We start from the raw sequence: 11468 nt of genomic DNA on the forward strand, positions 1-11468 counted from the left end.
GTGGAGGGATGTTCCTGACACAGAGCATGCCGTCCTGGGGCCCGACCGCGCTCAGCCTGGCCTCGATCGCGGTGGTGACCGCGGCGCTGGTGGTCGTGGTGGTGTCCTGGCGAAACCGGAACAAGTAGCGGATCCCGAGCGTCACTCGCCGGGCTGGATGGTCTGCTCGAAGTAGTCGGCGAGCGAGGACCGGTTGTCCGCGGGATCCGCGCCGGCCGTGTTGACCTGGTAGATGAAGCCCACCACCGGGCGGTCGGGCACGGTGAACACCAGCACCGCGGAATCCCTGCCCGCCGTCGCCGTGTAGCGGCCGTCCAGCGCGTTGCCCTTCCAGCGCGCCTCCACCCTGTCCCCGCCGCCGGTGCGGTTCAGCAGTCCGTCGGTGTGCTCCCGCAGCGCGTCGGAGGAGCTCCCGTGCAGGTAGGTCACCTGCGCCCCGGCCCTTCCCGGCGCCGAGCAGGTGACCGAGACGCCGAGCTCATCGGGATCGGCCGCGGCGGCGGGGCCGGTGCCCATCCCCGGGTTGCACGCGCCCCGCTCCGCCACGGAACCCGCGAGCTGCCGCATGCACCCGGTGAAGCCCTTGTCGTCGGTCTGCCCCGGCTGCCGGCACTCCGCCGCGCTGTAGGTGGTCACCGAGGCCTGGTTCAGCAGGAAGAACGCGCCGGCGCCCGCCAGCACCACCACTACGGCCGCCGCGACCCCGATCAGCAGGTTCCGCCTGCCGCCCGCGGCCTTGGCGGGCTGCGCCGCCGGATAGGACGGGAAGTTGGCCTGCGCCGCCTGCTGGGGCGCGCCCGGCGCGGGTTGCGCGCCGCTGCCGGGAGGGAAGGGCTGCCTGCCCTGGGCGGGCGGTGCCGCCTGCGGGGCCGGCGAGGACCGCGGCGGCTGTGCCTGCGGCTGCGCGTACTGTGCCGGCTGGCCGTGCGGACCCGTCTGGTACGGGGCACCGGTCGCGGCCACCGGGCCGTCCACGTTCTGCGTACGCATGCTCAGGCCGTCCGCGGACACGTGATGTGCGCCGAGCGCGACCGCGGCCTCCGGCTGGTCGAGGCTGCCCGGTACGACCCCGAGCTTCTCCGCGATCATGGCGCCGACCAGCGGAAGCCGGCTGGACCCTCCGACGAGGTAGATACCGGCCAGGTGCTCGGGCGCCAGTCCCGCCGAACCCACGGTCCTGGCCAGCAGCTCGACGCTGCGCAGCATGGCGGGGCGGACCAGCGCCTCCAGCTCCGCCCTGGTGACCAGCACGTCGGTGAACGGCTCGGGCATCGGCACCTCGGTCTGCGGGTGCCGGGACAACGCCTCCTTGGCCGCCTTCACGTCCTCCTGCAGGGCACGCCGGGTGCGCCGGTCGCCGGTGGACTCCGGGCGCAGCAGCCGCTGCCAGCGCTGCGGGTCGGCGTGCGAGACCTCGCGACCGACGTGCACCAGCAGCGCCTGGTCCACGTCCAGGCCGCCGAGGTCGGGCAGGCCGTCCTCGGCCAGCACGGTGAAGCCGTTCTGGGTGGCACCGACCACCGCGACGTCGAAGGTGCCCGCGCCCAGGTCGTACACGGCCAAGGCCTGGCCGGGAGCCAGCGCCTTGCCGGGGAAGGAGGCGAAGTGCGCTGCGGCCGCGACCGGTTCGGGCACCAGCGACACGCCCTTGCCCATGCCGGCCAGCCGCGCCGCGGACAGCAGCACGTTGCGGCGCACCGGCCCCCACTGCGCGGGATGGGTCAACCGCACCTCGTCCGGCTGCTCGCCGCCGAGCTGCCGGGAGGTCTCCTCGAGCACCCTGCGCAGCACCGCGGCCAGGGCCTCGTTCACCGGGACGACGTCCTCGCCGAGCAGCAGGGTCTGCTCGTCCACCCGGCGCTTCGGGTTGGGCTCGAACCTGGTCGGGTCCAGCCGGGCCCTCCGCTCGGCGTCCCTGCCGACCATGAGCGTGCCGTCCTCGCTCGCGAACACCGCCGATGGCATGGTCGCGGAGCCGTCCACCTCGATCACTCTCGGCGCCCGCCCGTGCGCGGACAGCACCGCCACGGTGTTGGATGTACCGAGATCCACCGAAAGGACCCGCACGGCTCTCCTCTGCTCCGCTCGTCGGCCTCCTGCCACGTCGCCGGTGATGCTGCCATGCTCGCGGGCCGCGCGTGGACACAACCCGGCAGATCGTCCCGCCACCGAAACTGTCGGTGCCCGGTCGCATCATGGATGGCGTGACCGACGTGCTCAAGCTGTTCTCCCCCGCGACCAGGGACTGGTTCGCGGGGGCCTTCGCCGCGCCCACCGAGGCGCAGGCGGGTGCCTGGCGGGCGGCGCACGCCGGGGAACACGCCCTGGTCGTCGCGCCGACCGGCTCGGGCAAGACACTGGCCGCCTTCCTCTGGGCACTCGACCGGCTGGCCGCCTCGCCGCCGCCCGCGGAGGCGGTGCGCCGCTGCCGGGTGCTGTACGTCTCCCCGTTGAAGGCGCTGGCGGTGGACGTCCAGCGCAACCTGCGCACCCCGCTGACCGGCATCTCGCAGGCGACGCGGCGGCTGGGCGGGACACCGCCGGAGATCACCGTGGGCATGCGCACCGGGGACACTCCGGCGACCGAGCGCCGGTCGTTCGCCCGCACCCCGCCGGATGTGCTGGTGACCACGCCGGAGTCGCTGTTCCTGCTGCTCACCTCCGCGGCCAGGGAGTCGCTGCGCGGGGTGGAGACCGTGATCGTGGACGAGGTGCACGCGATGGCGGGCGGCAAGCGGGGCGCGCATCTCGCGCTGTCCCTCGAGCGGCTGGACGAGTTGCCGCCCCGGCCCGCGCAGCGGATCGGGCTGTCCGCGACCGTGCGGCCGATCGACGAGGTGAGCTCCTTCCTCGCCGGCGGCAGACCGGTCCAGGTGGTGCGGCCCGAGCTGGCCAAGACCCTCGAGGTGCGGGTGGAGGTCCCGGTCAGCGACATGACTGACATGGCCGGCATGGCCGGTATGGCTGGCATGACTGACACGGCCGACGGCGCCGCCCCGCCGCGGCCGCGCGACCCGATGCAAGCGCCCGAGGACACCGGCGGCAAGGAGGGTGTGGACCGGCCTCGGCCGTCCATCTGGCCCGCCGTCGAGGAACGGGTGCTCGAGCTGATCAGGGCACATCGCTCGACCATCGTGTTCGGCAACTCCCGCCGGCTCACCGAGCGGCTGACCGCGCGGTTGAACGAACTCGCGGCCGAGCGGACCGAGCTGGAACCGGGCGAGCGGTTCCCCGCCGAGGCCATCGGCGAGTCCGGGCTGACCACCGGTGCCGCGCCGACCGTGGCCAGGGCACACCACGGGTCCATGTCCCGGGAGCAGCGCACGCTGGTCGAGGAGGAGCTGAAGTCCGGGAAGCTGCCCTGCGTGGTGGCCACCTCCTCGCTCGAGCTCGGCATCGACATGGGCGCTGTCGACCTCGTCGTGCAGATCGAGGCGCCGCCGACGGTGGCTTCCGGGATGCAGCGGGTCGGCAGGGCCGGCCACCAGGTCGGCGCCGTGTCCAGCGGGGTGATGTTCCCCAAGTTCCGCGGCGACCTGGTGTCCTGCGCGGTGGTGGCCGAGCGGATGGCGGCCGGCCGGATCGAGGCGGTGCGTTACCCGCGCAACCCGCTGGACGTGCTGGCGCAGCAGGTGGTGGGGATGGTCGCGGTCGAGCCGAGGACGGTCGAGGACCTCGCGGCCACCGTGCGCAGGGCCGCCCCGTTCAGCGCGCTGCCGGACGACGCCCTGCACGCCGTGCTGGACATGCTGGCCGGTCGCTACCCCAGCGAGGAGTTCGGCGAGCTGCGCGCGCGGATCACCTGGGACCGGGTGACCGGCGAGCTGCGTGGTCGGCCGGGGGCGCAGCGGCTGGCGGTCACCTCCGGCGGCACCATCCCGGATCGTGGCCTTTTCACCGTGACCACCCCCGGCGAGGAGGGCAAGTCGGGGTCGCGGGTGGGCGAACTGGACGAGGAGATGGTCTACGAGTCCAGGGTCGGCGACACGGTCCTGCTCGGCACCTCCTCCTGGCGGGTCACCGACATCACGCACGACCGGGTCATCGTGGTGCCCGCGCCGGGTGAGCCGGCCAGGATGCCGTTCTGGAAGGGGGACGCCCCCGGGCGGCCGTTGGAGCTGGGGCGCGCGCTCGGGGCGTTCGTCCGGGAGGTGGCGGCCGACGCGGTGGCCGACCCGGACGCCGCCCGCGCACGGGCCACCGCGGCGGGGCTGGACGAACGGGCCCGCACCAACCTGCTCGGCTACCTTGATGAGCAACGCGCGGCCGCGCGGTACATTCCGGACGACCGCACGATCCTGCTGGAGCGCTTCCGGGACGAGCTCGGCGACTGGCGGGTGGTGCTGCATTCCCCGTTCGGCGGGCAGGTGAACGCGCCGTGGGCGCTGGCGATCGGCGCGCGACTGCGCGAGCAGCGCGGGGTGGACGCGCAGGTGGCGCATTCCGACGACGGCATCGTGCTGCGGCTGCCCGAGGCGCTGGACGGCAACGGCGTCGAGGTCACCCTCGGCGCCGAGGATGTGCTGCTCGACCCGGAGGAGGTGGAGCAGCTGATCGTGGCCGAGGTCAGCGGTTCGGCGTTGTTCGCGGCCCGGTTCCGGGAGTGCGCGGCCCGCTCCCTGCTGCTGCCGCGCCGGGACCCGCGCCGCCGCACCCCGCTGTGGCAGCAGCGGCAACGTGCCGCGCAGTTGCTCGGGGTCGCGGCCAAGTACGAGCGGTTCCCGGTGGTGCTGGAGGCCATGCGGGAATGCCTGCAGGACGTGTACGACGTGGGCGGGCTGCGCGAGTTGATGGCCGATGTGCGGGCCCGCAAGGTGCGGCTGGTGGAGGTGCGGACCGAGTCGGCTTCCCCGTTCGCCCGCAGCCTGCTGTTCGGCTACGTCGGCATGTTCCTCTACGAGACCGACGCCCCGCTGGCGGAGCGGCGGGCCGCGGCGCTGTCGCTGGACTCCGCGCTACTGGCCGAACTGCTGGGCACCGAGGCGATCCGGGAGTTGCTGGACGCCGAGGTGGTCGATGCGGTGGAACGGTCACTGCAGCGGCTCGAAACCGACCGGCAGGCCCGCGGCCCTGAGGACGCCGCCGACCTGCTGAAGTTCCTCGGCGACCTGTCCGAGGCGGAGGCACAGCAGCGTGGGATCCGGCCGGAATGGCTGGCCGAACTGGTCGCGCAGCGCCGGGTCATCCGGGTGCGGATCGCGGGCGAGGAACGTGCCATCGCCATCGAGGACGCGGGCAGGGTGCGCGACGCGCTGGGGGTGGCGCTGCCGATCGGGGTTCCGGAGGCGTTCACCGAGCCGGTGGCCGACCCGCTCGGCGACCTGCTCGCCCGTTACGCCCGTGGCCGTGGCCCGTTCCCCGCGCGGCAGGCGGCGCGGCGCTTCGGGCTCGGGGTGGCCGTGGTGACCGGCGTGCTGGACCGGTTGACCGCGGAGGGCAGGGTGGTCCGCGGAGAGCTGAGCCCGGTGAGCCACGAGCGGATGCCCGAGCCGGGTGGGACGGAGTACTGCGACGCCGGGGTGCTGCGGCGGTTGCGGCGGGCCTCGCTGGCGAAGCTGCGGGCCGAGGTGGAGCCGGTGGAACCGGCCGCGCTGGGCCGGTTCCTGCCGTCCTGGCATGGCATCGGTGGCCGGGTACGGTCCGCGCCGACCGCCGACGACGTGCTGTCCGTTGTGGACCAGCTCGCGGGCGCGCCGCTGCCGGCGAGCGCACTGGAATCGCTGATCCTGCCCAGTAGGCTGCCCGGCTACTACCCCGCCCTGCTGGACGAGCTCACCGCCGCCGGTGAGGTGGTCTGGTGCGGCTGCGGCACGCTGCCCGGCGGAGACGGTTGGCTGGCGCTGGCCGGTGCCGACCTGGCCGATCTGCTACTGCCCGAGGTCGAGGAAACGGCGCCGGACGGTCCGCTGCACCGGGCGATCATCTCCACTTTGGATAGTGGGGCGCTGTTCTTCCGGCAGCTGGTGGATCGGGTGACCCCGCTACTGCCCTCCGCGCCGGACGACGCGGACGTGGTGACCGCGCTGTGGGAACTGGTGTGGGCCGGGACGGTCACCGGCGACACCCTCGGGCCGTTGCGCGCGCAGGTCTCCGGTCGGGGCGCCGCGCACAAGCCACGCCGGTCCCCGCCGCGGGGCCGGTACGCCCGGATGCGGGCCGGCCGACCCGCCATGCCCTCGCGCACCGGGCCCCCGGCCGTGGCCGGGCGCTGGGCACTGACCCCGACGCGGGAAGCCGACCCGACCCGGCGCACGCACGCCCGCACCGAGGCGTTCCTGGAACGGCACGGCGTGCTCACCAGGGGCGCGCTGGAGACCGAGCGGGTGAGCGGCGGGTTCTCCGGCATCTACAAGGTGCTGCGCGGGATGGAGGACTCCGGGCAGATCATCCGGGGATACGTGGTGGAGGGCCTCGGCGCGGCCCAGTTCGCCGCTCGCGGCGCGGTCGATCGGCTGCGGGCGCTGTCCGACCCGTCGGGGCAGCGGTCGGAGAACAAGGCCGTCGTGCTGGCCGCGGCCGATCCCGCGCAGCCCTACGGCGCCGCACTGCCCTGGCCCGCGCCGCTCGGTGAGACCAAGCACCGGCCCGCACGCAAGGCGGGAGCGCTGGCCGTGCTGGTCGACGGAGTGCCCGCGCTCTACGTGGAACGCGGCGGGCGTTCCCTGCTCTCCTTCACCGCGGACGAGGCGGCGCTACGGGCGGCCGCGCAGGCCCTGTCCACCGCCGTACGCGAGGGCTGGCTCGGCCAGCTCGCGGTGCAGCGCGCCGATGGCGAGCAGGCCCTCACCTCCGACCTCGCCGAGATCCTGCGCGAGGCCGGTTTCCGCGCCACCCCCAAGGGACTGCGCCTGCGCGCCTGACCCCGCGCGAGTGCACGCGGCTGATGTTGCCGGTCGTGCCGATCACGCCGCGAAAATCGACTGCCGGCGTGGCTTCCGACCCGGTTGTATGCCCACCACGTGTGCACGCCCTGGAACAGCGGGGCGCGCTCCATCGACGAGGCACCGCGAGATGCCTGCTCCGGTGTCCACGCACCCGTGCCAGCGTGCGGTGCCGGATCCTGATCTGCCCTGCCGTCCTCGAGTGCGCGGCTGTTCTCGCTGCCGGTTACTCGGACAGCCGGGCCCTGGGTGCTGCGCGGAGGTGCGCGCGTTCGCCCTGCCGGCCGATGAGGCTGAGGTACTCGACGGGGCCGGTGCTGGTGGCAGCGAACCAGTGCGGGGTGCGCGTGTCGAACTCCGCGGCCTCCCCCGGCTTGAGGACGAGGTCGTGCTCGCCCAGTACCAGGCGCAGCGTGCCGTCGAGAACGTAGACCCAGTCGTAGCCCTCGTGGGTGCGCAGGTCGGGCTCGGCGTCGTCGTCTCCTGCCGGAAGGACGAACTTGTAGGCCTGGATGCCTCCGGGCCTGCGGGTCAGTGGCAGGATGGTCGATCCGTCGCCGCAGGCGACCGGACGCAGGGTGATCCGCGGGTTGCCGGTGGGTGGTGCGTCGACGAGCTCGTCGAGGGTCACCTCGTAGGCGCGGGCGAGCGGCAGCAGCTGCTCGAGCGTGGGCCGCCGCAGCCCGGCCTCCAGCCGGGAGAGCGTGCTGGTGGAGATGCCCGTCTCCTCGGCGAGGTCGGCCAGGGTGATGTCGCGGCGCTGTCGTAGCTGCTTCAGCCTCGGCCCGACGGCATCGAGCGTGCGATCCGCTGCGTCGTCCATAGCCCCATTTTGCCATTCGGCAACAGACTTTGCCGTTTTGTCTTTCCCGTTGTCACCATCGCTGGGGCTGGTGAGACGAACGGGGAGAACGAGCCGATGACGTACGAGTTCGACAAGCAGTACTGGGAGCAGCGCTGGCGCCAGAGCGGCGCAGGCGGTGGTGGATCCATGGGCACAGGCGCGCCGAACCCGTACCTCCCTCGTGAAACCGGCGAGCTGGTACCGGGCACCGCGCTGGACGCGGGGTGCGGTGCCGGTGCCGAAGCGATCTGGCTCGCCGCACGCGGGTGGCGGGTGACCGCAGCCGACATCTCCCCCGCAGCACTCACCCGCGCCGCCGAACGCGCGCGGGTGAGCGGCGTGTCCGAGCGCCTGCGGTGGGTCGAGACGGACCTGAGCGCATGGAACCCGGGCATGCGGTTCGACCTGGTCACCACCCACTACGCTCACCCGGCCATACCGCAACTGGAGTTCTACGACCGCATCGCCGGATGGGTGGCACCCGGCGGCACCCTGCTGATCGTCGGCCACCTCCACGACCACGGCGCCGCCGGCGGCGGCCACGGTCAGAGCCAGGGGCCCGGGCACCATCCGCCCGCCGAGGCGTCGGCCACCGCCGCGGCCATCACGGCGCGCCTGGACGAGACGGCCTGGGAGGTCCTCACCGCCGAGGAGTGCGACCGGACCGTCACCGGACACGCGGGCGAACAGGCCCACCTCCACGACGTCGTCGTACGCGCCACCCGGCGCCACCGGTCCCACCGGGCCGACGAGCACGGCCGCAGGGTTGGGGCGCCGGTCACTTGAGGTGCCTGTCGAACCGATCGCTCGGGATCTCGGGGCGGGTGCCGAGGTAGTCGTAGCCGTCGAAGCGGCGGTCCGTGCCCAGGCGGCGGCCTACTGACTCCCCGCCGGCCGCTGAGCGCGCGCCGTAGTCCGGAGACCGTGGCGAGGGAAGCCTGATCGGGAACGCCCGGCGGGTCGCGACAGGCGGCCGAGGATTGTCGGTCCGGCGTGTGACGATGAACCCGTGGTCGTGGTTTTCGATGCCGAGCTGTGGGTATGGGATGCCCGCCGCGGTGACAACTGGATCTTCGTCAGCCTGCCCACCGAGGAATCCGAGGAGATTCGTGACCTGACCGGCGGCCGACCGCACCGTGGCTTCGGCTCACTGCGGGTACAGGTCACCATCGGCGGGAGCACGTGGAGGACGTCGATCTTCCCGGACAGCGCCCGGGGCAGCTACGTGCTGCCCGTCAAGCGGGCCGTCCGCGCGGCGGAAACCCTCGACGAGCCGATGTTCACCTGGCCGAGGTGGTGGCGTTCCTGGGCGGGGCCGCGTGGGGCGAGCTCGACGCGATCGCCTATACCGCACAGCCCCCGCTACTGGTAAGAGATCATCATCGGCGCGGGGCGCCGGGACATGGTCTGCTCCGGGGTGAGCATCGGGTGGTCCTCGTCGTAGAAGTTCTTCCAGCCCAACGGGACCTCGCCTGGGCGGGCGCCCACCACCGCGCGCCAGGTGGCGTCCTTCTGCCCGGTCGAGCCCTGCCCGTCCATGTGGATCAGCATGGACAACTCGTCCCGGTCGGTGACCAGGGCGGACTCGTTCCGGATCATGGACAACCGGAACTGGTGCACCACGAAGAGCTTCTGCGGCAGGGCGTGCTCGGCCGCCAACTCGGCCAGCCAGGCCGAGGTCCGGTTGATCTCGGCGGCGTCCACCCCGCCGACCTGCTGGAGCGGTAGCTGGTCCGGGCCGAGCTTCCACTCCGGGTCGATGGCGAGCCCGACATGGGGCAGCCGCAGCAGGGGCTCGTAGCGCCGCGCCTGCGCGGCCAGGTCGGCCCGTCCCGGTTGCAGGTCGAGTAGGACGTACAGCCCGGCCGCCCCGGCTCGCTCCACCCACGGGCGCAGCGAGGTGACGTCGGCCTCACCGGAGTAGTCGCCGTCCGGCCCCGGCTCGCCGTGCGCCACCGTCGCGATGATCTCGAAGGCGGGCACGACCGGAACCTCACTGAGCGGCTCGTACCTCGCGGCCATGCGCCGCGCCCGCTCGATACCGCCCTCGACTCCCTGCTCGCCGAGCACGCCGAGGGACGGCGCGCCAGGATGGCCGTACAGGCAGACCAGCCGCCGGCCCGGCAGCATGACCTGCCCGCCGCCGGGAAGCTGCGTGCCCGTCGCGGCCACGTCCAGCCGGGCCCGCAGGCGCTCGGCGGGGCCGAAGTCCTTTCCCAGCGCCACCACGGCTCCCGGCGGGGCGGCGTGCAGCGCCTCGACGGCCGCGGGGTCGGCTCGCGGGTCGGTTCCGCGTACCGGGACGACCGCCGCGCCCACGGCCCTTGCCGTCGCCGCGGCCGCCGTATCGTCTCGCCGCTGATCGACCAGCACGGTCACCCCGGTGGGCTGGGGCGGCTCGGTGCCCGGCAACCGCGCGGGCAGTTCCGGCACCGAGCCGGGGTCCTCGGCGGGTTCGATGCCGAACACCGGTACCGAATTCTCCTGCGCCCGCGCCGCGCGCCGCGCCTGCTTTCCCACTGCCAGCACCGCACGCGGCTGAAGCCTGGCCAGCTCCGACCACGGGTCGATGCCGGTCCCGGTGAGCAGGACCGGTACCCCCAGCCGCTCGGCGGCGGCCCCCGCGGTCGCCACGCCATCCGAGTCCTGCTCGGCGGCGAGCACCGCGACCGGGGCACTGCGGAACAGCGCGGCGCTGGTGGCGATGGCCGCCTCCGCACCGGGGCGCGCCGCCAGCACCGTGGTCGGCCCGGGCGGACGCTGGGACTCCGCCCGATGGACCGGGGACGCACCGGTGGTCGGTGTGGGGGTCGGATCGGCGGGCCCCGTGCAGCCCGCGAGAAACACCAGCGCCAGCACGAGAACGATCGGAAGCGACGACCGACCCGGGATAGGCGGACTGCGCAAGCGAGCGGCACCTTTCGCGTGGTGTTGTGCTCCGCAGCAGGCTATCGGCCCGCGACGCTCGGCCAGAAGGGGGATCGGGTACCCGATTTCCCCGGCGCGGCCCGCCGATATGGTGAGCCCTCCCCTGCTCAAGCGTTCGCCCGCGAAACGGAGGACCTGGCGATGGCCGTGCGCGAGTTGCGGTACTTCGGCGATCCGGTACTGAAGAGCGTCGCCGACCCGGTGACCCGGTTCGACAAGGCGACCGAGGCACTGGTCACCGATCTGCTGGACACGGTGGAGGGCCCCGGCAGGGCCGGGCTGGCCGCACCGCAGATCGGGGTCGGGCTACGGGCGTTCAGCTACCACGTCGAGGACCAGGTCGGGTACGTGCTCAACCCGGAACTGGTGGAGCTGTCCGAGGAGACGCACGAGATCGACGAGGGCTGCCTTTCCGTTCCCGAACTGTGGTTCGCCACCCGCCGCGCGAAACGTGCCGTGGTGCGCGGGGTGGACCTGCGCAACGAGCCGGTCACCGTGCACGGCGAGGGGCTGATGGCACAGTGCCTGCAGCACGAGGCCGACCATCTGGACGGGATTCTCTACCTCGACCGGTTGGCCGCCAATCGCAAACGCGAGGCGTTGCGCGAAGCTCGGCAACGGGACTGGTTCTGGCGAAGGTAATCCCGGTTCCGTTCCAGTAACGGCCATGTCCCATGTGGACAACGTTTCGCCCCATGGCGCGGGCACTGGCTCCGGTGGGGGAACGGACACGCCCGTACGGCACGGAATCCCGGCCGGTATTACCTCCGTTGGTCGCTAGCGATCACCGGCCACGTCGATAACACTCCGCGAAC

7 protein-coding genes are annotated in these 11468 nt (G+C 73.2%); 4 read left to right on the forward strand and 3 right to left on the reverse strand.

Translation table 11 applies throughout. The annotated features are described in order from the left end of the window. Positions 1 to 141: 141 nt before the first annotated feature. A complete protein-coding gene (locus FB471_RS08775) occupies positions 142 to 2067 on the reverse strand; it encodes an Hsp70 family protein (RefSeq protein WP_141996823.1) in 1926 nt (641 codons plus the stop codon). 128 nt (positions 2068 to 2195) lie between these two features. Here FB471_RS08775 and FB471_RS08780 point away from each other — a divergent pair, with 128 nt between their 5' ends. Further along, positions 2196 to 6860: an ATP-dependent helicase gene (locus FB471_RS08780; protein ID WP_141996824.1), complete on the forward strand. Its 4665-nt coding sequence runs from the start codon at positions 2196 to 2198 to the stop codon at positions 6858 to 6860. Positions 6861 to 7107: 247 nt separating this feature from the next. On the opposite strand, the gene FB471_RS08785 is transcribed toward FB471_RS08780, so the two are convergent. Then, positions 7108 to 7704 (reverse strand): helix-turn-helix domain-containing protein, encoded by a 597-nt coding sequence (locus tag FB471_RS08785; protein WP_141996825.1) that lies wholly within the window; start codon positions 7702 to 7704, stop codon positions 7108 to 7110. A 96-nt stretch (positions 7705 to 7800) separates the two neighbouring features. Between FB471_RS08785 and FB471_RS08790 the strand changes: the two genes are divergently transcribed. Both FB471_RS08790 and FB471_RS08800 read left to right on the forward strand, forming a co-directional pair. After that, the gene (locus FB471_RS08790; RefSeq protein WP_141996826.1) at positions 7801 to 8511 is read left to right on the forward strand and encodes a class I SAM-dependent methyltransferase; all 711 of its coding nucleotides are present in this window, start codon (positions 7801 to 7803) and stop codon (positions 8509 to 8511) included. A gap of 223 nt (positions 8512 to 8734) precedes the next feature. After that, positions 8735 to 9097 (forward strand): DUF1905 domain-containing protein, encoded by a 363-nt coding sequence (locus tag FB471_RS08800; RefSeq protein ID WP_141996827.1) that lies wholly within the window; start codon positions 8735 to 8737, stop codon positions 9095 to 9097. Here the strand turns inward: FB471_RS08800 and FB471_RS08805 are convergent. Beyond that, a complete protein-coding gene (locus FB471_RS08805; protein ID WP_141996828.1) occupies positions 9088 to 10584 on the reverse strand; it encodes a hypothetical protein in 1497 nt (498 codons plus the stop codon). The two genes, FB471_RS08800 and FB471_RS08805, sit on opposite strands and share 10 nt — an antisense overlap. A gap of 210 nt (positions 10585 to 10794) precedes the next feature. Here FB471_RS08805 and def point away from each other — a divergent pair, with 210 nt between their 5' ends. Then, positions 10795 to 11295, forward strand: coding sequence for a peptide deformylase (gene def / locus FB471_RS08810; protein ID WP_142001683.1), 501 nt, complete (start codon positions 10795 to 10797; stop codon positions 11293 to 11295). The last annotated feature ends 173 nt before the right edge of the window (positions 11296 to 11468 follow it).

The sequence above is a fragment of the Amycolatopsis cihanbeyliensis genome (genome assembly GCF_006715045.1).
Classification (GTDB): domain Bacteria; phylum Actinomycetota; class Actinomycetes; order Mycobacteriales; family Pseudonocardiaceae; genus Amycolatopsis; species Amycolatopsis cihanbeyliensis.

Bases quoted from the DNA above. Each gene is read 5' to 3' on its own strand.
- FB471_RS08780 (WP_141996824.1), top strand. From the start codon at position 2,196: ATGGATGGCGTGACCGACGTGCTCAAGCTGTTCTCCCCCGCGACCAGG.
- FB471_RS08785 (WP_141996825.1), bottom strand. From the start codon at position 7,704: ATGGACGACGCAGCGGATCGCACGCTCGATGCCGTCGGGCCGAGGCTG.
- FB471_RS08790 (WP_141996826.1), top strand. From the start codon at position 7,801: ATGACGTACGAGTTCGACAAGCAGTACTGGGAGCAGCGCTGGCGCCAG.
- def (WP_142001683.1), top strand. From the start codon at position 10,795: ATGGCCGTGCGCGAGTTGCGGTACTTCGGCGATCCGGTACTGAAGAGC.